Annotated in this window: 21 protein-coding genes; 20 read left to right on the top strand and 1 reads right to left on the bottom strand. The window is 75.5% G+C overall.

Annotated features, from left to right (window positions below):
• Positions 1-38 precede the first annotated feature (38 nt).
• The 7 genes from aroC to nusB all read left to right on the top strand — a co-directional run bounded on the left by aroC (position 39) and on the right by nusB (position 5,329).
• A complete protein-coding gene (gene aroC, locus WAA21_RS14530) occupies positions 39-1,229 on the top strand; it encodes a chorismate synthase (protein WP_336923542.1) in 1,191 nt (396 codons plus the stop codon).
• Positions 1,226-1,813 (top strand): shikimate kinase, encoded by a 588-nt coding sequence (locus WAA21_RS14525; RefSeq protein WP_336923541.1) that lies wholly within the window; start codon positions 1,226-1,228, stop codon positions 1,811-1,813. Before aroC ends, WAA21_RS14525 begins: the two co-directional genes overlap by 4 nt.
• Positions 1,810-2,901, top strand: a complete 1,092-nt coding sequence (gene aroB, locus WAA21_RS14520) for a 3-dehydroquinate synthase (RefSeq protein WP_336923540.1) — start codon at positions 1,810-1,812, stop codon at positions 2,899-2,901. Before WAA21_RS14525 ends, aroB begins: the two co-directional genes overlap by 4 nt.
• Positions 2,898-3,353 (top strand): type II 3-dehydroquinate dehydratase, encoded by a 456-nt coding sequence (locus tag WAA21_RS14515; protein ID WP_336923539.1) that lies wholly within the window; start codon positions 2,898-2,900, stop codon positions 3,351-3,353. Before aroB ends, WAA21_RS14515 begins: the two co-directional genes overlap by 4 nt.
• Positions 3,354-3,465: 112 nt before the next feature.
• Complete coding sequence (locus tag WAA21_RS14510) at positions 3,466-4,350, top strand: EAL domain-containing protein (protein ID WP_336923538.1); 885 nt, start codon at positions 3,466-3,468, stop codon at positions 4,348-4,350.
• An 11-nt stretch (positions 4,351-4,361) separates the two neighbouring features.
• A complete protein-coding gene (efp, locus tag WAA21_RS14505; RefSeq protein ID WP_336923537.1) occupies positions 4,362-4,922 on the top strand; it encodes an elongation factor P in 561 nt (186 codons plus the stop codon).
• Positions 4,919-5,329, top strand: coding sequence for a transcription antitermination factor NusB (gene nusB / locus WAA21_RS14500; protein WP_336923581.1), 411 nt, complete (start codon positions 4,919-4,921; stop codon positions 5,327-5,329). Before efp ends, nusB begins: the two co-directional genes overlap by 4 nt.
• 81 nt (positions 5,330-5,410) lie before the next feature.
• Here nusB and bldD read toward each other — a convergent pair whose 3' ends face one another.
• Positions 5,411-5,902: a transcriptional regulator BldD gene (gene bldD / locus WAA21_RS14495; RefSeq protein ID WP_336923536.1), complete on the bottom strand. Its 492-nt coding sequence runs from the start codon at positions 5,900-5,902 to the stop codon at positions 5,411-5,413.
• Positions 5,903-6,163: 261 nt separating this feature from the next.
• Here bldD and pyrR point away from each other — a divergent pair, with 261 nt between their 5' ends.
• The 13 genes from pyrR to metK all read left to right on the top strand — a co-directional run bounded on the left by pyrR (position 6,164) and on the right by metK (position 20,107).
• On the top strand, positions 6,164-6,802 hold the full coding sequence (pyrR, locus tag WAA21_RS14490; RefSeq protein WP_336923580.1) for a bifunctional pyr operon transcriptional regulator/uracil phosphoribosyltransferase PyrR: 639 nt from the start codon (positions 6,164-6,166) through the stop codon (positions 6,800-6,802).
• Complete coding sequence (locus tag WAA21_RS14485; RefSeq protein ID WP_336923535.1) at positions 6,799-7,767, top strand: aspartate carbamoyltransferase catalytic subunit; 969 nt, start codon at positions 6,799-6,801, stop codon at positions 7,765-7,767. The genes pyrR and WAA21_RS14485 overlap by 4 nt, the downstream gene beginning before the upstream one ends.
• A complete protein-coding gene (locus WAA21_RS14480) occupies positions 7,764-9,101 on the top strand; it encodes a dihydroorotase (RefSeq protein ID WP_336923534.1) in 1,338 nt (445 codons plus the stop codon). Before WAA21_RS14485 ends, WAA21_RS14480 begins: the two co-directional genes overlap by 4 nt.
• Positions 9,098-9,664, top strand: a complete 567-nt coding sequence (locus WAA21_RS14475) for a PH-like domain-containing protein (RefSeq protein WP_336923533.1) — start codon at positions 9,098-9,100, stop codon at positions 9,662-9,664. The genes WAA21_RS14480 and WAA21_RS14475 overlap by 4 nt, the downstream gene beginning before the upstream one ends.
• Positions 9,661-10,827 (top strand): glutamine-hydrolyzing carbamoyl-phosphate synthase small subunit, encoded by a 1,167-nt coding sequence (carA, locus tag WAA21_RS14470; protein WP_336923532.1) that lies wholly within the window; start codon positions 9,661-9,663, stop codon positions 10,825-10,827. The genes WAA21_RS14475 and carA overlap by 4 nt, the downstream gene beginning before the upstream one ends.
• A complete protein-coding gene (carB, locus tag WAA21_RS14465; RefSeq protein WP_336923531.1) occupies positions 10,827-14,174 on the top strand; it encodes a carbamoyl-phosphate synthase large subunit in 3,348 nt (1,115 codons plus the stop codon). Before carA ends, carB begins: the two co-directional genes overlap by 1 nt.
• A 7-nt stretch (positions 14,175-14,181) precedes the next feature.
• Positions 14,182-15,249 carry a quinone-dependent dihydroorotate dehydrogenase gene (locus WAA21_RS14460; protein WP_336923579.1) on the top strand — a complete coding sequence of 356 codons (1,068 nt, stop codon included), beginning with the start codon at positions 14,182-14,184 and terminating at the stop codon, positions 15,247-15,249.
• Positions 15,246-16,148, top strand: coding sequence for an orotidine-5'-phosphate decarboxylase (gene pyrF, locus WAA21_RS14455; protein ID WP_336923530.1), 903 nt, complete (start codon positions 15,246-15,248; stop codon positions 16,146-16,148). Before WAA21_RS14460 ends, pyrF begins: the two co-directional genes overlap by 4 nt.
• A 194-nt stretch (positions 16,149-16,342) precedes the next feature.
• Positions 16,343-16,660, top strand: a complete 318-nt coding sequence (gene mihF, locus WAA21_RS14450; protein ID WP_336923529.1) for an integration host factor, actinobacterial type — start codon at positions 16,343-16,345, stop codon at positions 16,658-16,660.
• A gap of 62 nt (positions 16,661-16,722) precedes the next feature.
• Positions 16,723-17,277: a guanylate kinase gene (gmk, locus tag WAA21_RS14445; RefSeq protein ID WP_336923528.1), complete on the top strand. Its 555-nt coding sequence runs from the start codon at positions 16,723-16,725 to the stop codon at positions 17,275-17,277.
• Complete coding sequence (gene rpoZ, locus WAA21_RS14440) at positions 17,277-17,549, top strand: DNA-directed RNA polymerase subunit omega (RefSeq protein ID WP_336923527.1); 273 nt, start codon at positions 17,277-17,279, stop codon at positions 17,547-17,549. The genes gmk and rpoZ overlap by 1 nt, the downstream gene beginning before the upstream one ends.
• A gap of 5 nt (positions 17,550-17,554) precedes the next feature.
• Positions 17,555-18,859: a bifunctional phosphopantothenoylcysteine decarboxylase/phosphopantothenate--cysteine ligase CoaBC gene (gene coaBC / locus WAA21_RS14435; RefSeq protein WP_336923578.1), complete on the top strand. Its 1,305-nt coding sequence runs from the start codon at positions 17,555-17,557 to the stop codon at positions 18,857-18,859.
• Positions 18,860-18,913: 54 nt separating this feature from the next.
• The gene (metK, locus tag WAA21_RS14430; RefSeq protein WP_336923526.1) at positions 18,914-20,107 is read left to right on the top strand and encodes a methionine adenosyltransferase; all 1,194 of its coding nucleotides are present in this window, start codon (positions 18,914-18,916) and stop codon (positions 20,105-20,107) included.
• Positions 20,108-20,177 lie beyond the last annotated feature (70 nt).

Genomic DNA, 20,177 nt, shown 5'->3' with positions numbered 1-20,177 from the left:
GCGCTCGTGCGTCCGGGGGGTCTGACACGATGCCACCTATGCGCTGGACGACCGCCGGGGAGAGCCACGGACCCGCTCTGGTGGGGGTCGTCGAGGGCGTCCCCGCCGGTGTGCGGGTCAGCAGCGACGACCTCGTCCGCGTCCTCGCGCGCCGGCGGCTCGGCTACGGCCGCGGCGCCCGCATGAAGTTCGAGCAGGACGAGGTGCGCGTGCTCGGCGGGGTGCGCCACGGCCTCACCATGGGCGGCCCCGTCGCCGTCGAGGTCGCGAACACCGAGTGGCCCAAGTGGCAGACCGTCATGAGCGCCGACCCCGTGCCGGCCGAGGAGCTCGACGGGCTCGCGCGGAACGCGCCGCTCACCCGGCCGCGGCCCGGCCACGCCGACCTCGTCGGCATGCAGAAGTACGGCTTCGACGACGCCCGCCCCGTGCTGGAGCGCGCGAGCGCCCGCGAGACCGCGGCGCGTGTCGCCCTTGGCGCCGTCGCCGCCGCCCTGCTCGAGCAGGCGGCCGGGGTCCGGCTCGTCAGCCACACCGTCGCCATCGGCCCCGTCGCCGTGCCCGAGGGTGCGGCGCTGCCCTCGCCCGACGACGTCGACGCCCTCGACGCCGACCCCGTCCGCTGCCACGACGCCGCGACGAGCGAGGCGATGGTCGCCGAGATCGACGCGTGCCGGCGCGACGGCGACACCCTCGGCGGCGTCGTCGAGGTGCTCGCCTACGGGCTGCCGCCCGGGCTCGGCAGCCACGTGTCCCACGACCGTCGCCTCGACGGCCGGCTCGCGGGCGCCCTCATGAGCGTCCAGGCGATGAAGGGCGTCGAGGTCGGCGACGGCTTCACCACCGCCCGCCGTCGCGGCTCGGCCGCGCACGACGAGATCGAGGCCGGCGAGGACGGCCGGCTGCGGCGGCGCACCGGTCGAGCCGGCGGCACCGAGGGCGGCATGAGCACGGGCGACGTGCTGCGCGTCCGCGCCGCGATGAAGCCCATCAGCACGGTCCCGCGCGCGCTCGACACCGTCGACGTCGCCACGGGGGAGAAGGCCGTCGCCATCAACCAGCGCTCCGACGTGTGCGCCGTCCCCGCCTCCGGCGTCGTCGCCGAGGCGGTCGTCGCGCTCGTGCTCGCCGACGCCCTGCTCGAGAAGTTCGGCGGCGACTCCGTCCCCGAGACGGCGCGCAACGTGCGGTCCTACCTCGACGGCCTCGCGGAGGCGGGGCTGCGGTGAGCGGCGTGCAGCCGGGGGTCGACGGCCCCCTCGTCGTGCTCGTCGGCCCGCCCGGGGCCGGCAAGACGACCGTCGCCGCGGCGCTCGGCCGCCTGCTCGGCGCGGACGTGCGCGACACCGACGCCGACGTCGAGGCGCGCGCCGGCCGGACCGTCGCGGAGATCTTCGTCGACTCGGGTGAGCCCGTCTTCCGCGACCTCGAGCGCGAGGCCGTCGCCGACGCCGTCGCGTCGCACCGCGGTGTCCTCGCCCTGGGGGGCGGCGCACCCGTCGACCCGACCAGCCGCGCGCGGCTGGCCGGGCAGCGGGTCGTCTTCCTCGACGTGGGCCTCGCCGCCGCCGCACGCCGGATCGGCATGGACGCCCCCCGCCCCCTGCTGCTCGACTCCCCGCGCGCCACGTGGACCCGGCTCATGGACGCCCGCCGGCCCGTCTACACCGAGGTCGCCGACCTCGTCGTCACCACGACCGAGCTCGACGCCGAGGCCGTCGCCGCCGCCGTCGTCGCGCACTACGACGACCTGCGGGAGCGCGCCGGGTGGGGGCCCGCGCCCGCGACCACGCCGGGGGAGCAGGGCACGTGAGCGAGCAGCGTCCGCCGACCGTCATCCGCGTCGAGGGCGAGCAGCCCTACGACGTCGTGATCGGCCACGGCCTCGCCGACCGGCTGCCCGCGATGCTCGGGGAGAAGGTGCGCAAGGTCCTCGTCGTGCACCCGCGCGCGCTGCGCGCGACGGGGGACGCGGTGCGCGAGGACCTCGCCGCCGCGGGCTTCGAGGCCGTCACCGCCGAGGTGCCGGACGGGGAGGAGGCGAAGACCGCGCAGGTCGCCGCCTTCTGCTGGCAGGTGCTCGGGCAGGCCGCCTTCACGCGCAGCGACGCCGTCGTCGGGGTCGGCGGGGGAGCGGTCACGGACCTCGCCGGCTTCGTCGCCGCCACGTGGCTGCGCGGGGTGCGGGTCGTGCACGTGCCCACGACCCTGCTCGGCATGGTCGACGCCGCCGTCGGCGGCAAGACGGGCATCAACACCTCCGAGGGCAAGAACCTCGTCGGGTCCTTCCACCCGCCGGCGGGCGTCCTCGCCGACCTCGCCACGCTGCAGACGCTGCCCGACTTCGACCTGCGGGCGGGCCTCGCCGAGGTCGTCAAGTGCGGCTTCATCGCCGACGCCGACATCCTCACCCTGTGCGAGCAGCAGCCGGAGGAGGCCGCCCGCTGGGACAGCGACGTCCTCGCCGAGCTCGTCGAGCGGGCCGTCGCCGTCAAGGCCGCCGTCGTCTCGGAGGACCTCACCGAGTCCGGGCTGCGCGAGGTGCTCAACTACGGCCACACCTTCGGCCACGCCGTCGAGCTGGTCGAGCGGTACACGTGGCGCCACGGCGCGGCCGTGAGCGTGGGCATGGTCTACGCCGCCGAGCTGGGCCGCCTCGCCGGGCACCTGCCCGAGCGGGTGGTCGACCGTCACCGCCGGGTGCTCACCGGGCTCGGCCTGCCCATCGTGTACCGGGGCGACCGGTGGTCGGCGCTGTACGACGCGATGCGCCGGGACAAGAAGAACCGGGGCGACCTGCTGCGCTTCGTCGTGCTCGACGCCTCGGGCCGCCCGACCCGGCTCGAGGGCCCGGACCCGGCGCTCCTGCAGGCCGCCTACGTCGAGGTGAGCGACTCGTGAGCCCCGGACCGACCCGCGTCCTCGTGCTGAGCGGGCCGAACCTCGGCCGGCTCGGCAGCCGGGAGCCCGACGTCTACGGCAGCACCGACCACGACGGTCTCGTGCGGCTCGTCCACGCCACCGCCGAGCAGCTCGGTCTCGACGTCGACGTGCGGCAGAGCGACGACGAGGCCGACCTCGTGCACTGGCTGCACGAGGCGGTCGACACCGGCCGGCACGTGGTGGTCAACCCCGCCGCCTTCACGCACTACTCCTACGCCCTGCGCGACGCCGCCGCCCTCGTCACCGGAGCGGGCCTGCTCCTCGTCGAGGTCCACATCAGCAACCCGCACGGGCGCGAGGCCTTCCGCCGGCACAGCGTCGTGAGCCCCGTGGCCAGCGGCGTGGTCGCCGGTTTCGGCCTCGACAGCTACACCCTCGCGCTGCAGGCCGTGGCGCGGCGCGCCGGCTGACCCGCCCGGGTCGCCCGACCGTCCTCCGAACGGACGAGCGTCGCGTCGGACCTTCGTACCCGACGTAGCCGACCGTGTTCCCTCCGTGACGACACTGCGCCACTGTGGTCGGGTGGTCGTCACCCTCGCAGAGCAGTCGCGGCTCACGCCTGCTCCGGCCGGTGACGTCCGGCCCGGGGTGCACCGGGCGACGGCCGGGTCGGCGGGCACCGGGCGCCCGACCGCCCCCGGCCCGCGCCCGGGAGAGCTCGCGACCGCACTGCGTGACGGTCGCCTCCTCGTCGCGCAGCAGCCCGTCGTCGCTCTCGGCGACGGCGCCGTGTGCGGCAGCGAGGCGCTCGTCCGCTGGCAGCACCCGCGGCTCGGGCTCCTGCTGCCCGGCCGCTTCCTTCCGCTCGTCGGCGGTGCGGTGAGCGCGGCGGCCCTGGACCTGCACGTGCTGACCGCGGTGTGCCGGGACCTGGCGGACGACCCGGGCGCCCTGTCCGTCAGCGTCAACGTGTCCCGCGCCGCCCTGCTCAGCCCCGGCTTCGCCCGCGCCGTCCTCCGCGTGCTGCGCGAGCACGAGGTGGCGGGGGAGCGGGTCATGCTCGAGCTGTCCGAGCAGCTGACGCTCGACGACCTCGACGCGGTCGGCGACGAGCTGCGGCTGCTGCGCCGTCACGACGTGCGTCTCGTGCTCGACGACCTCGGTGCGGGCGCCACCACGCTGCAGCACGTGCGCCGGCTCCGCCCGGCGTGGGTCAAGGTGGACCGCCGGCTCGTCACCCGCGTCGACGAGGACGCGCGGCGCCTCGCGGTCGTGCGCCGGGCGGTCGACCTCGCCGCCGCGGTGGGGGCCGGCGTGACGGCCGAGGGCGTCGAGCGGCCCGAGGAGGCGCGTGCACTCCTGGCCGCGGGGTGCCGGCGCGGGCAGGGGTGGCTCTTCGGGCGGCCGCTGCTGCGCAGGGCGCCGGGCGCCGCGACGGCGGACGGGGACGCAGCCGCCGCCGGATAGGATCGTGCACCATGGCGACGACGAACGACCTCAAGAACGGCCTGGTGCTCAACCTCGACGGCAACCTGTGGTCGGTGGTCGAGTTCCAGCACGTCAAGCCCGGCAAGGGGCCGGCCTTCGTGCGCACCAAGCTGAAGAACGTGCTCTCGGGCAAGGTCGTCGACAAGACGTTCAACGCCGGTGTGAAGGTCGACACCGCCACCGTCGACAAGCGCGACATGCAGTACCTGTACGCCGACGGTGACGACTACGTGTTCATGGACTCCTCCACCTACGACCAGATGCACGTCGGCTCCGACGTCGTCGCCGGCGCCGCGGACTTCATGCTCGAGAACCAGGACGTCATCGTCGCCGTCCACGAGGGCACCCCGCTGTACGTCGAGCTGCCCGCGAGCGTCGAGCTCGAGGTGACGTACACCGAGCCCGGGCTGCAGGGCGACCGCTCCACGGGCGGCACGAAGCCCGCGACGCTGGAGACCGGCCGCGAGATCCAGGTGCCGCTGTTCCTCGAGACCGGCACCCGGGTCAAGGTCGACACCCGTTCCGGCGACTACCTCGGACGCGTCAGCTGAGCGCGCGCCGCAAGGCCCGCAAGCGCGCCGTCGACGTCCTGTTCGAGGCGGAGCAGCGGCGCCTGGACCCCCTCGAGGTGCTGACCCGGCGCATCGCCGCCGCGCAGCCGCCCATCGGCGAGTACGCCGTCACCCTGGTCGAGGGTGTCGTCGCCCACCGCGAGGGCATCGACGAGGCGCTGTCGACGTACGCGCAGGGCTGGACGCTGGACCGGATGCCGTCGGTCGACCGCACGATCCTGCGCGTCGCGACGTGGGAGCTCGTGCACAACGACGACGTGCCCGACGACGTCGTCATCAGCGAGGCGGTCGGGCTGGCGGAGGAGCTGTCGACCGACGAGTCGCCCCGCTTCGTCAACGGCCTGCTCGGTCGGCTCCGCGACCTCAAGGCGACCCTCGAGGTCTGACGCGGCAGCGCTCGTCGGCGTAGGTCGACAGGAACGCCGACCTACGCGGCGTGCGTCGACAGGAACGCAGACGAACGCGAGTCAGTCCAGGACGGCGCGGCGGGCGTCGGGGTCGAGCACCTGCCAGGCGATGAGCTGGTCGACGAGCGCGGCGGGCGGCAGGTCGTAGATCACGGCGAGCGACCGCAGGTCGTCGGCGCGGATGCTCAGCACCTTGCCGTTGTAGTCACCGCGCTGGGACTGGATGGTCTGGGCGTAGCGGGCGAGCGGGCCGGCCTTCTCGGCGGGCACGTTCATGAGCCGCTCGAGGTCGAGCACGAGCCGCGGCGGCGGCTCGGCGGAGCCGACGGGGGCGCCGTCGGGCAGGAGAGCCTGCACCGGCACGCCGTAGAAGTCGGCGAGCTCGGCGAGGCGCTGCACGGTCACGGCCCGGTCGCCGCGCTCGTAAGAGCCGACGACGACGGCCTTCCAGCGTCCCTGGGACTTCTCCTCGACGCCGTGGAGCGAGAGCCCCTGCTGGGTGCGGATGGCGCGGAGCCTCGAGCCGAGGGCGCGTGCGTAGTCGGATGCCACACCGAGAGGATCACGGAGCGTGACCTGAACGGTCAAGCAGATCGCCACGGAGCGTCACCGTTCGGCGTAGCGCGGTTCCGCCCGGTGGAGCAGCTCGGGCCACGCGCCGCGCTGGTACGCGCACCGTCCGCCACCGCGACCGGCCCCGCGACCGGCCCCGCGACCGCCCCCCGGGCCGGGGTGCGCCGGGCGGTAGGCTCGCCGCCGACCGACGTCCTTTAAGTCCCGTCCCGTGAGGCGGGGAAGGAGGTCCACGTGACCGTGCCCGAGCACCCCAGCCCCCAGCCTCCCGAGCCCGCGCGTACCGCGGGCGGCCCTCCGCCGGAGGCGCCCGCGCTCGCCGACCACGAGCGGACCGTCGTCAGCGCCGACGACGTCGACCGGGTGGTGCAGCGCATCGCCCACGAGCTGCTCGAGCGCAACCGCCGCGCCGAGGACCTCGTCCTGCTCGGCGTCCCGACCCGCGGCGTCCCGCTCGCCGAGCGCCTCGCGGCCGCGGTCGAGCGCGTCGAGGGCGTCCGGCCCGCGTCCGGCTCGCTCGACGTCACGATGTACCGCGACGACCTGCGCCGGAACCCGACGCGCGGCCTCGCGGCGACCGACGTCCCCGTCGACGTCACCGACCGCGTGGTCGTGCTCGTCGACGACGTCCTGTTCTCGGGCCGGACGATCCGCGCCGCGCTCGACGCGGTCGCCGACCTCGGCCGCCCGCGCGCCGTGCGGCTCGTCGTGCTCGTCGACCGCGGCCACCGCGAGCTGCCGATCCGCGCCGACCACGTCGGGCGCAACCTGCCGACCGCGGCCGACGAGCGCGTGTCGGTCCGTCTCGTCGAGACCGACGGCAGCGACGGCGTCGACATCCTCCGGCCCCTGCACCCCGGAGCGGGAGGGGGCGCGTGAGGCACCTGCTGTCGACCGCGGACCTCAGCCGCGCCGACGCCGTCGGGCTGCTCGACACCGCCGAGGCGATGGCGGCCACGCAGCAGCGTGAGATCAAGAAGCTGCCGACGCTGCGCGGCCGCACCGTCGTCAACCTCTTCTACGAGGACTCCACGCGCACCCGCATCTCCTTCGAGGCGGCCGCGAAGCGGCTGAGCGCCGACGTCATCAACTTCGCCGCCAAGGGCTCGAGCGTGAGCAAGGGCGAGAGCCTCAAGGACACCGCCGCCACGCTGCAGGCGATGGGCGCGGACGCCGTCGTCATCCGCCACCCGGCCTCCGGGGCGCCGCACCGGCTCGCGACGGCCGGCTGGACGGCGGGTGCGGTGCTCAACGCCGGCGACGGCACGCACGAGCACCCGACCCAGGCGCTGCTCGACGCGTTCACGCTGCGTCGCACGCTGCACGGGCACCTGCCCGGCGGCGGCGCGCGCGAGGGCAGCGACCTCACCGGGGCGCGCGTCGCGGTGGTCGGCGACGTCGTGCACTCGCGCGTCGCCCGCTCCAACGTCCACCTGCTGCACACCCTCGGGGCCCACGTCACGCTGGTCGCGCCGCCGACGCTGCTGCCGGTCGGCGTGGGCGCGTGGCCGTGCGCGACATCGTTCGACCTCGACGCGGTCCTGCCGGAGGTCGACGCCGTCATGATGCTGCGGGTCCAGGCCGAGCGCATGAACGCCGCGTTCTTCCCCAGCGAGCGGGAGTACTCCCGCCGCTACGGCCTGGACGCGCGCCGGCTGCGCGCCCTGCCCGACCACGCCGTCGTCATGCACCCGGGACCGATGAACCGGGGCCTGGAGATCAGCGCCGACGCCGCCGACAGCCCCCGCGCGGTGATCCTCGAGCAGGTGACGAACGGGGTCGCGGTCCGGATGGCCGCGCTGTACCTGCTGCTGACCGGCGACGACGAGGGAGTGGTGGCATGAGCACGTGGGTCCTGCGCGGGGCGCGGGTCGCCGGGTCCGACGCCGCAGAGGACCTCGTCCTCACCGACGGCGTGGTGAGCGGGCGTGCCCCGGCCGGCGCCGCGGACGTGCCCGCCGGCGCCCGGACCGTCGACGCGGACGGCCTCGTCGCGCTGCCCGGTCTCGTCGACCTCCACACCCACCTGCGCGAGCCGGGCCGGGAGGACGCCGAGACCGTCGAGACCGGCACGCGCGCCGCCGCGGCGGGCGGCTGGACCGCCGTGCACGCCATGGCGAACACGAGCCCGGTCGCCGACACCGCCGGCGTCGTCGAGCAGGTGCACCGCCTCGGCGTCGAGGCGGGCTGGTGCGACGTGCGCCCGGTCGGCGCGGTGACGGTGGGGCTCGAGGGCCGGCGCCTCGCCGAGCTCGGCGCCATGGCGACCTCCGCCGCGCGCGTGCGCGTGTTCAGCGACGACGGGCACTGCGTGGCCGACCCCGTCCTCATGCGCCGGGCCCTGGAGTACGTGCGCGCCTTCGACGGCGTCGTCGCGCAGCACGCGCAGGACCCGCGCCTCACCGAGGGTGCCCAGATGAACGAGGGAGAGGTGTCCGCGGTCCTCGGTCTCGCCGGCTGGCCGAGCGTCGCCGAGGAGGCCGTCATCGCCCGCGACGTGCTGCTCGCCGCGCACGTCGGCAGCCGCGTGCACGTGTGCCACGTGTCGACCGCCGGCAGCGTCGAGATCGTCCGCCTCGCCAAGCAGCGCGGTCTGCCCGTGACCGCGGAGGTCACGCCGCACCACCTCGTCCTCACCGACGAGGAGGTCCGCTCCTACGACCCCGTCTACAAGGTGAACCCGCCGCTGCGCACCGCCCGCGACGTTCACGCGCTGCGCGAGGCGGTGGCCGACGGCACCATCGACGTGATCGCCACCGACCACGCCCCGCACCCCACCGAGGCGAAGGACTGCGAGTGGGCCGCGGCGGCCATGGGCATGACGGGCTTGGAGACCGCGCTCGCCGTCGTGCAGGAGGCGCTCGTCGACACCGGGCTGCTCGGCTGGGGCGAGGTCGCCGCCCGCATGTCGGCCGCCCCGGCGCGCATCGGGCGCCTCGACGACGCGGCCCTCGGGCTGCACGCGCACGGCCGCGGCCTCGCGGTCGGCGAGCCCGCGCACGTCACGCTGCACGACCCGGCCGCGCGCTGGACGGTCGAGCCGGCCGCCCAGCAGACGATGGGCTGGAACACCCCGTTCCGGGGTCGCACCCTGCCGGGCCGGGTCGTCGCGACGTTCCTGCGCGGCGCGCCGACCCTCCTCGACGGGCGCCTCGTGGACCCGGACGCGCGCGCATGAGCCAGTGGCAGGCCGGGCTCGTGTTCCTGCTCGTCGTGCCGGTCGTGTTCGGCCTCATGTGGCTCGGCTGGCGCGGTCGGGCCCGCCGGCAGGGCGACGTGCCCGAGCCGGCCCGCACCCCACCCGGCGGTGCCGCCGGGCTCGGCGAGCCGCTCCTGGAGCCCGTCGACGGGCTCTACGTGTCCACCGTGCGGGCGGGGGAGTGGCTGGACCGGGTCGTCGTGCACGGTCTGGGGGTGCGCTCCCGGGCCGTCCTCCACGCCGGGACGCAGGGCGTGTGGTTCGAGCGGCAGGGCGCCCCGGACGTCTTCGTGCCCGCCGCCGACGTGCTCGGTGCCCGGGTGGAGAGCGGCATCGCCGGCAAGTACACGGTCGGGGAGGGCCTGCTCGTCGTGCGCTGGCGCCTCGCGGGCGGGCCAGCCGACCCAGCCGACCCTGCCGGCGCGGCCGACGCCGATGCCCCGCCCGTCGAGCTCGACACCGGCTTCCGCCCGCGACGGTGGGCGGAAGCCCCGCTCCTCGCCGCCGCCCTGCAGCCGCTCGTCCCCGGAGGAGACCAGTGACCCACCAGACCTCGACCCCGCAGCAGGCCGTGCTCGTGCTCGAGGACGGCCGCACGTTCCGCGGCGAGCCGTACGGCGCGCACGGGCAGACCGTCGGCGAGGCCGTCTTCGCGACCGGCATGACCGGCTACCAGGAGACGCTCACCGACCCGTCGTACCACCGCCAGGTCGTCGTCATGACGGCCCCGCACATCGGCAACACCGGCGTCAACGACGAGGACGACGAGTCGCGGCGCATCTGGGTCGCGGGGTACGTCGTGCGCGACCCGTCCCCGGTGACGAGCAGCTGGCGCGCCACCCGCGACCTGGCCAGCGAGCTGGAGCGTCAGGGGGTCGTCGGGATCGCGGGCGTCGACACGCGCGCGGTGGTGCGGCACCTGCGCGAGCGCGGCGTCATGCGCGCGGGCGTGTTCTCCGGCGCCGCGGCCGCCCGGCCGGTGGAGGAGCTCCTCGCGGAGGTCCGCGACGCCCCGGCCATGACCGGCGCCGACCTCGCCGGCGAGGTGAGCACGCCCGAGCCGTACGTGGTGCCCGCGGTGGGCGAGCGGCGCCTCACGGTGGCGGCGCTCGACCTCGGCATCAAGTCGATGACCCCGCGGCGCCTCGCCGAGCGCGGCGTCGAGGTGCACGTGCTGCCCGCCGCCGCCGGCCTCGACGACGTGCTCGCCACCCGCCCCGACGGCGTGTTCTTCTCCAACGGCCCGGGCGACCCCGCGGCCACCACCGGTCCGGTCGAGCTGCTGCAGCAGGTGCTGGAGCGCGACCTGCCGTTCTTCGGCATCTGCTTCGGCAACCAGCTGCTCGGTCGCGCCCTCGGCCTCGGCACGTACAAGCTCGGCTACGGCCACCGCGGCATCAACCAGCCCGTCATGGACCGGCGTACCGGCCGCGTGGAGGTCACCGCGCACAACCACGGCTTCGCCGTCGACGCGCCCCTCGACGGGCCGACCGCGAGCCCCGCCGGGCTCGGCCGGGTCGAGGTGAGCCACGTCGGGCTCAACGACCAGGTCGTGGAGGGCCTCCACCTGCTCGACCGGCGGGCGTTCAGCGTGCAGTACCACCCGGAGGCCGCAGCCGGCCCGCACGACGCCGGCTACCTCTTCGACCGCTTCGTCGACCTGATGACCGCGGACCCCGAGCAGCAGAAGGAGGCGGGGGCCTGATGCCGCGCCGCACCGACATCGACAGCGTCCTCGTCGTCGGCTCCGGGCCGATCGTCATCGGCCAGGCCGCCGAGTTCGACTACTCCGGCACCCAGGCGTGCCGCGTGCTGCGCGAGGAGGGGCTGCGGGTCGTCCTCGTCAACAGCAACCCCGCGACGATCATGACCGACCCGGGCTTCGCCGACGCCACGTACGTCGAGCCGATCACCCCCGACGTCCTCGAGAAGATCATCGCCAAGGAGCGCCCCGACGCGCTGCTGCCGACCCTCGGCGGGCAGACCGCACTCAACGCCGCGATCGCGCTGGCGGAGTCCGGCGTCCTCGAGCGCCACGGCGTCGAGCTCATCGGCGCCGACATCCCCGCCATCCGCAAGGCCGAGGACCGGGAGGCGTTCAAGGAGGTCGTCGCCGAGGCGGGGGCGGAGAGCGCGCGCAGCCGTGTCGTGCGGACCCTGGAGGACGCGCTCGCGTGCGCCGAGGAGTTCTCCTACCCCGTCGTGCTCCGGCCGTCCTTCACCATGGGCGGGCTCGGGTCCGGCTTCGCCTCCGACGAGCCGACGCTGCGCCGGATGATCACCGCGGGGCTCGCGGCGAGCCCCACCCACGAGGTGCTCGTCGAGGAGTCGATCAAGGGGTGGAAGGAGTACGAGCTCGAGCTCATGCGCGACCACCACGACAACGTCGTGGTCGTCTGCTCGATCGAGAACCTCGACCCGATGGGCGTCCACACCGGTGACTCCATCACCGTCGCGCCCGCGCTCACCCTCACCGACAGGGAGTACCAGCGCCTGCGCGACATCGCGCTCGCCATCATCCGCGGCGTCGGCGTCGACACCGGCGGCTGCAACATCCAGTTCGCGGTCAACCCCGTCGACGGGCGCGTCGTCGTCATCGAGATGAACCCCCGCGTGTCGCGCTCCAGCGCGCTCGCCTCCAAGGCGACCGGCTTCCCCATCGCGAAGATCGCCGCGCGGCTCGCGATCGGCTACACCCTCGACGAGATCCCCAACGACATCACCGGGTCCACGCCCGCGAGCTTCGAGCCGACGCTGGACTACGTCGTGGTCAAGATCCCGCGCTTCGCGTTCGAGAAGTTCCCCTCCGCCGACCGCGGCCTCACGACCACCATGAAGTCGGTCGGCGAGGCGATGGCGATCGGGCGCAGCTTCAGCGAGGCGCTGCTCAAGGCCATGCGCTCCCTCGAGCGGCCCGGGGCCACCTTCGACCTCGCCGCCCCGCCCGTGCCCGCCGAGGAGCTCGACGCGCTCGTGGCGCGCACCGCCGAGCCGACCGAGGACCGGCTCGTGCTCGTGCACCGCGCGATCCGCGGCGGCGCGAGCCTCGAGCGGCTGCACGAGGTGACGGGCATCGACCCGTGGTTCCTCGAGCAGGTGCGCCGGGTCGACGTGCTCGCCCGCGAGGTCGCCGACGCCGCCACGCTCGACGAGCCGCTGCTGCGCCGCGCGAAGCGCGCGGGGCTGTCCGACGAGCAGGTCGCGCGGCTGCGCGGCACCGACGAGGCCGTCGTGCGGGGGCTGCGCCACGCGCTCGGCGTGCGGCCGGTCTACAAGACGGTCGACACGTGCGCGGCGGAGTTCGCCGCCCTCACGCCGTACCACTACTCCTCCTACGACACCGAGGACGAGGTGGTGCCGTCCGAGCGGCGCAAGGTCGTCATCCTCGGCTCGGGACCGAACCGCATCGGGCAGGGCATCGAGTTCGACTACTCGTGCGTGCACGCCGCCTTCGCGCTGCGCGACGCGGGCATCGAGACCGTCATGGTCAACTGCAACCCCGAGACGGTCTCCACCGACTACGACACCTCCGACCGGCTGTACTTCGAGCCGCTGACGGTCGAGGACGTCCTCGAGGTCGTCCACGCTGAGCAGCGCTCCGGGGAGCTGCTCGGCGTCGTCGTGCAGCTCGGCGGGCAGACCCCGCTCGGCCTCGCCGACGACCTCGCCGCCGCGGGCGTGCCGATCCTCGGCACGAGCCCCGACGCCATCCGCCTCGCCGAGGACCGGGACGCGTTCGGCCACGTGCTCGCGGCCGCCGGCCTGCCCGCGCCCGTGTGGGACACCGCCGCGAGCTTCGCCGAGGCGAGGCAGGTCGCGGACCGCATCGGCTACCCCGTGCTCGTGCGGCCCTCGTTCGTGCTCGGCGGGCGTGGCATGGAGGTCGTCGACGACGCGGAGGCGCTCGACGGCTACGTCGCCCGCGCGCACGAGACGGGCGTGCGGGTCGGCCCGCAGCACCCGCTGCTCGTCGACCGGTTCCTCGAGACCGCCGTCGAGATCGACGTCGACGCGCTGTGCGACGGCGAGGAGGTCTACGTCGGCGGCGTCATGGAGCACATCGAGGAGGCCGGCGTGCACTCCGGCGACTCCGCGTGCGTGCTGCCGCCCGTGACCCTCGGCACGGCCGTCGTCGACCAGGTCCGGCGCGCCACCGAGGCGATCGCGCGCGGCGTCGGCGTGCGCGGGCTGCTCAACGTGCAGTACGCCCTCGTCGGCGAGACGGTCCTCGTGCTCGAGGCCAACCCCCGCGCGAGCCGGACCGTCCCGTTCGTGTCGAAGGCCACCGACGTGCCGCTGGCCAAGGCCGCCGCGCGCATCATGACCGGCTCGACCATCGCGCAGCTGCGGGCCGAGGGCCTGCTGCCCGCCGTCGGGGACGGTGCGAGCCACCCGCCGACCTCGGTGTCGGTGAAGGAGGCCGTCCTGCCCTTCAAGCGCTTCCGCACCACGACCGGGGCCGTCGTCGACAGCGTCCTCGGCCCGGAGATGCGCTCGACGGGGGAGGTCATGGGCATCGACGTCGACTTCCCGCGCGCGTTCGCCAAGTCCCAGGCCGCCGCCTACGGCGGCCTGCCCGCGCGCGGGCGGGTGTTCGTGTCCGTCGCCGACCGGGACAAGCGCGCGATGCTGTTCCCGCTCAGCCGGCTCGCCGCGCTCGGCTTCGAGCTGCTCGCGACCGCCGGGACCGCGGAGACGCTGCGGCGCAACGGCATCGCCTCCACCGTCGTGCGCAAGCACAGCCAGGGCCCCGGACCGGACGGCGAGCCGACGATCACGCAGCTGATCCTCGACGGCGGCGTCGCGATGGTCGTCAACACGCCGTCCGGGCGCGCGGCCCGGGCCGACGGCTACGACATCCGCGCGGCGGCGGTGACGGTCGACGCGCCGATCATCACGACCGTCCAGCAGCTCTCGGCGGCCGTGCAGGGCATCGAGGCGCTCACCGACGGCGGGTTCGACGTCGCGAGCCTGCAGGAGCACGCGGCCGTCCTGTCCGCCGAGCGGCGCGACCGCTCCCCGGCCGCGCCCGCCCCGCCGGCCGGGGCCTGAGCCGGTGCTGTACCGGCTGCTCTTCCGGGTCGTGCTCGTACGGCTGGACGCCGAGCGGGCGCACGTCCTCGGCGTGCGGCTCCTCGCGCTGCTCGGCCGGCTCGTGCAGGCCGCGCCCGGGGCGGCGGCCCTCGCCCGGCGCCTCACGGGCGCCGGACGGGCACCGGTGCGGGTCCTCGGGCTCGACCTGCCGGGCCCGCTCGGGGTGGCGGCCGGGCTCGACAAGGACGCGCGGGCCGTCGTCGGTCTCGCCGCTGTCGGCTTCGACGTCGTCGAGGTCGGCACCGTCACCGCGCTGCCCCAGCCGGGCAACGCGCGCCCGCGGCTGTTCCGGCTGCCCCGCGACCGCGCGGTGCTCAACCGCATGGGGTTCAACAACGACGGGGCGGAGGTGGTCGCCGAGCGCCTGCGGCGGCTGCGCGCGGGCGGGGCCCGGCTGCCGGTGCTCGGCGTCAACATCGGGAAGTCGAAGGTCGTCGCGGCCGAGGACGCCGTCGCCGACTACGAGACGAGCGCGCGGCTGCTCGCCCCGCACGCGGACTACCTCGTCGTCAACGTGTCGAGCCCCAACACCCCCGGGCTGCGCGACCTGCAGGCCGTCGAGACGCTGCGCCCGCTCCTGCTCGCCGTCCGCGAGGCCGCCGACACCGCCGCCGGCCGGCACGTGCCGCTCCTCGTCAAGATCGCACCGGACCTCGCCGACGACGACGTCCGCGCGGTCGCCGACCTCGCGCTCGACACGGGCCTCGACGGCATCATCGCGACGAACACGACGACGTCGCGCACCGGCCTGCGCACGCCCGCGGCCGAGGTCGAGCGGCTGGGTACGGGCGGCGTCTCCGGCCCGCCGGTCGCCGCGCGGTCCCTGGAGGTCCTACGGCTGCTGCGGGCGCGCTGCGGCGACCGGCTCGCGCTCGTGTCGGCCGGCGGGGTGTCGGACGCCGCCGACGTCGCCGAGCGGCTCGCCGCGGGGGCCGCCTTCGTGCAGGTGTACACCGCGTTCGTGTACGCCGGTCCCGGCTGGCCCGCCCGCGTGCACCGGGCGCTCGGGCGTGCCCGGTGGGGACGCGCGTGAGCAGCCCCGCCGGGCCGCCCGTGCCGTTCGCGGTGCGTCTGCAGGCCGCGCTGCGTGCGCACGGCCCGCTGTGCGTGGGCCTCGACCCCGCGCCGGCCACGCTCGCCCGGTGGGGGCTCGACGACGACGTCGACGGGCTCCGGCGCTTCTCCGACACCGTGCTCGACGCGCTCGCCGGCCGCACGGCCCTGCTCAAGCCGCAGGTCGCGTTCTACGAGCGCTTCGGCTCGCGCGGCCTCGCCGTCCTCGAGGACGTGCTCGCCCGCTGCCGGGCCGAGGGCCAGCTCGTGCTCGCCGACGCCAAGCGCGGCGACATCGGCTCGACCGCCGCCGGGTACGCCGCCGCGTGGTGCGACGACGCCTCCCCGCTGGCCGCGGACGCCGTCACCCTGTCGCCGTACCTCGGCTACGGCAGCCTCGCGCCCGTGGTCGACGCCGCCGTCGCGAGCGGGCGCGGGGTGTTCGTGCTGTGCCTCACCAGCAACCCCGAGGGGGCCGGCGTCCAGCTCGCGGGCCCGACGCCGGACGGCTCGCCGTCGGTGGCCGCGGGCGTCGCCGCGGCGGCCGCCGCCGACGACGCCGGCCTCGCACCGGAGCACGACGTCGGCCCCGTCGGGCTGGTCGTGGGGGCGACCGTCGCGCCGCTGCTGGCCCGCTCGGGCGTCCGGCTCGACGCGGTCCGCGGCCACCTGCTGCTGCCCGGTCTCGGCGCCCAGGGCGCGACGCCCTCGGACGTCGCGGCGACCGCCGCGGCGGCCGGCGTGCCGCCGCACCGGCTCGTGCCGAGCGCGAGCCGCGAGGTGCTGCACGCCGGTCCCGACGTCGCCGCGTTGCGCGAGCAGGCCGGACGCCTTGCGGAGCAGTGCGCGCACGCGCTGTCACGCAGCGGCACCGGCTGAGCGGGCACACCGGGGCCGGGGGCGGCGTTGGACCAGCAGCACCGCCATGGGTACGTTTCCCGGTGCGGCAGCCGCCGGGTCCGGGTCCCACCGGTCGGCGCTCCCGCCGGAGTCCGTCCCCGAACACCGGTCGTCGCCCGATCCCGGGTGACGGCGCCCCCCGCATCCGCCGACTACACGCACAGAGGTGTCACGTGCCCCTTCCCACTCTCACCCCGGAGCAGCGCGCCGCGGCGCTCGAGAAGGCCGCTGCCGCCCGCCGGGAGCGGGCCGAGGTGAAGAACCGCCTCAAGAACTCCTCCGCCTCGCTCGCCGAGGTCATCAAGGAGGGCGAGACGAACGACGTCATCGGCAAGATGAAGGTCGCCGCCCTCCTCGAGGCGCTGCCCGGCACCGGCAAGGTGCGGGCCAAGGCGATCATGGAGGAGATCGGCATCAGCGAGACCCGCCGCGTGCGCGGGCTCGGCGCCAACCAGACCGCCGCCCTCATCGACCGCTTCGGCGGCAGGTGACGGCTGAGCCGCCAGCGGCGTCGGTCCCGGCGCCGCCCGAGGGGTCCGGCCCGCGGGTCACCGTGCTCGCGGGCCCGACCGCCGTCGGCAAGGGCACCGTGTCCGCCGACGTGCGGCGGCGCTACCCCGAGGTCGCCATCTCGGTGTCGGCGACGACCCGGGCGCCGCGACCCGGCGAGGTCGACGGCGTCCACTACCACTTCGTCGCCGACGAGCGCTTCGACGAGATGGTCGCGCACGGCGAGCTGCTGGAGTGGGCGCTCGTGCACGGCCGGCGCCGCTACGGCACGCCGCGCAGCGCGGTCGAGGCCGCGCTGGCCACCGGCCGCCCGGTCCTGCTGGAGATCGACATCCAGGGGGCGCGGCAGGTCAGGCGCACGTACCCGCAGGCGCAGTTCGTCTTCCTCGCCCCGCCCAGCTGGGACGAGCTGGTCCGCCGGCTCGAGGGCCGCGGCACCGAGGACGCGGCCGAGCGCACCCGTCGCCTGGAGACCGCGCGCGTGGAGCTCGCGGCCGAGCCCGAGTTCGACGTCACCATCGTCAACCGGGACGTCGGGCGGGCCGCCGACGACCTCGTATCATTGATGGGACTGCCCACCAGACGTCTGGAGCCCTAGTGCCGTCCACGCCCGCTGCCCCCGAGGGCATCACCAACCCCCCGATCGACGACCTCCTCGGGGCCGTCGACTCCAAGTATTCCCTCGTCATCTACGCGGCCAAGCGTGCGCGCCAGATCAACGCGTACTACTCCCAGCTCGGTGAGGGCCTCCTGGAGTACGTCGGCCCGCTCGTGGAGACCCACGTGCAGGAGAAGCCCCTGTCGGTCGCGCTGCGCGAGATCGACGCCGGCCTGCTGCAGATCGAGTCCACCACCCCCGCCGAGGACTGATCCCCCTGCGCGTCGTCCTGGGCGTCGCCGGCGGCATCGCGGCGTACAAGGCGGCGCACCTCCTGCGGCTGCTGCGCGCCGACGGGCACGACGTCACGGTCGTGCCCACGGCGTCGGCGCTGCGCTTCGTCGGCGAGCCGACCTGGTCGGCGCTGTCGGGGCACCCGGTGGCCACCGACGTGTGGTCCGACGCCCACGAGGTCCCGCACGTCTCCCTCGGTCGGGCCGCGGACCTCGTGGTCGTCGCCCCCGCCACCGCCGACCTGCTCGCGCGGGCCGCCCACGGCCTCGCCGACGACCTGCTCACCAACGTCCTCCTGACCGCGACGTGCCCGGTCGTGCTCGCGCCCGCGATGCACACCGAGATGTGGGAGAACGCCGCCACCCGGGCGAACGTCGCCCTGCTGCGCGAGCGCGGGGTGACGGTCGTCGACCCTGCGGTGGGCCGCCTCACGGGCGCGGACTCCGGTGCGGGCCGGCTGCCCGAGCCCGAGGAGCTGCTCGACCACGCCCGCGGCGCGCTCTCGGGCGCGGCCGCGGCCGCCGGGAGCGGTCCGCGGGAGCGCGACCTGCTCGGCCGGCACGTCGTCGTCACCGCGGGCGGCACGCGCGAGCCGCTGGACCCGGTCCGCTTCCTCGGCAACGCCTCCTCCGGACGGCAGGGCGTCGCGCTGGCGGAGGCGGCGAGGGAGCGCGGCGCGAGCGTCCACCTCGTCGCCGCCCACGTCGAGGTCGCGCTGCCCGAGGCGGAGCCCGGCGGGCTCCGCGTGACCCGCGTCGGCACGGCCGCGGAGCTGCACGCGGTCGTCCGCGACGCCGTCCGTGACGCCGACGTCCTCGTCATGGCGGCCGCCGTCGCGGACTTCCGGCCCGCCCGGACCGCGACCGACAAGATCAAGAAGGCGGACGACGGCGCGGTGCCCGTCGTCGAGCTGGTGCGGACCGTCGACGTGCTCGCCGACGTCAGCGCGCACCGGCCCCACCCCGGGCTGCTCGTCGTCGGCTTCGCCGCCGAGACCGGCGACGCGACCGGCACCGTCCGCGAGCACGCGGAGCGCAAGCTGCGCAGCAAGGGCTGCGACCTGCTCGTGGTGAACGACGTGTCCGGGGGCGGCGTCTTCGGGCGGCCCGACAACGACGTGCTCGTGCTCGAGCGGGCCCCGGACGGCACCGTGCAGGTGCACGCCGGGGACGGGCTGCGCGGCAGCAAGCCCGTCGTCGCCCACGGCGTGTGGGACGTCGTCGCCCGCCACCGCCGCGGTGGGGGGGCGGCCGGGCACGCCGGGGATGTGTCCGACCCCGGCGTCTAGGGTGTGCCCCGGCGCCCGGACCTCGGGCGCCGACGAGCCTCAGCCGGGGAGACCATGAGCCTGCGCCTGTTCACCAGCGAGTCCGTCACCGAGGGGCACCCCGACAAGATCTGCGACCAGATCTCCGACGGCATCCTCGACGCCATGCTCGAGCAGGACCCCGCGGCGCGGGTCGCGGTCGAGACGCTGGTGACGACCGGCCTCGTGCACGTGGCGGGCGAGGTGACGACCACGGCGTACGTCGAGATCCCGCGCATCGTGCGCGACACGATCCTGCGCATCGGCTACGACTCCTCGGTCAAGGGCTTCGACGGGTCCTCGTGCGGGGTGTCGGTGTCGATCGGCGCGCAGTCCCCGGACATCGCGCAGGGCGTCGACACCGCCTTCGAGACGCGCACGGGCGCCGGCGGCGACCCGCTGGACGCACAGGGCGCCGGCGACCAGGGGCTCATGTTCGGCTACGCGTGCGACGACACGCCGGAGCTCATGCCGCTGCCCATCGCGCTCGCGCACCGGCTCTCGCAGCGGCTCAGCGATGCCCGCAGGACCAACGAGCTGCCGTACCTGCGACCCGACGGCAAGACGCAGGTGACGGTGGCCTACGACGGCGTGACGCCGGTCGCCGTCGACACGGTCGTCGTGTCGAGCCAGCACGCGGCGGACATCTCGCTGGACAACATGCTCACCCCCGACATCGACACGCACGTCGTGCAGCCGGTGCTTGCCGAGGCGGGCCTGGAGCTGTCGGGCATGCGGCTGCTCGTCAACCCGACCGGGCGCTTCGAGGTCGGCGGGCCGATGGGCGACGCGGGACTCACCGGACGCAAGATCATCGTCGACACGTACGGCGGCATGGCCCGCCACGGCGGCGGCGCCTTCAGCGGCAAGGACCCCTCGAAGGTGGACCGCTCCGCGGCGTACGCGACGCGCTGGGTGGCCAAGAACGTCGTCGCGGCCGGCCTCGCCCGCCGCTGCGAGGTGCAGGTGGCGTACGCCATCGGCAAGGCCGCCCCTGTCGGGCTGTACGTCGAGTGCTTCGGGACCGAGACGGTCCCGCTGGACCGGCTGACCGCCGCCGTGCGCGAGGTGTTCGACCTGCGGCCGGCGGCGATCATCCGCGACCTCGACCTGCTGCGGCCCGTGTACCAGCAGGTGGCGGCGTACGGGCACTTCGGCCGCGAGCTGCCCGGTGTCACGTGGGAGCGGACCGACCGCGTCGACGCCCTGCGCGAGGCCGCGGGCGCCTGAGCCGCGGCGGAGGCACGGTGCCCGCGGCCCGCGCCGGCGCGAGCGGCCCGGCCGGCGCGAGCGGCCCGGC

Origin of the sequence: Aquipuribacter sp. SD81 (assembly GCF_037153975.1) — a bacterium.
Lineage (GTDB): Bacteria > Actinomycetota > Actinomycetes > Actinomycetales > JBBAYJ01 > Aquipuribacter.
This window is presented reverse-complemented; position numbering and strand designations above follow the sequence as displayed.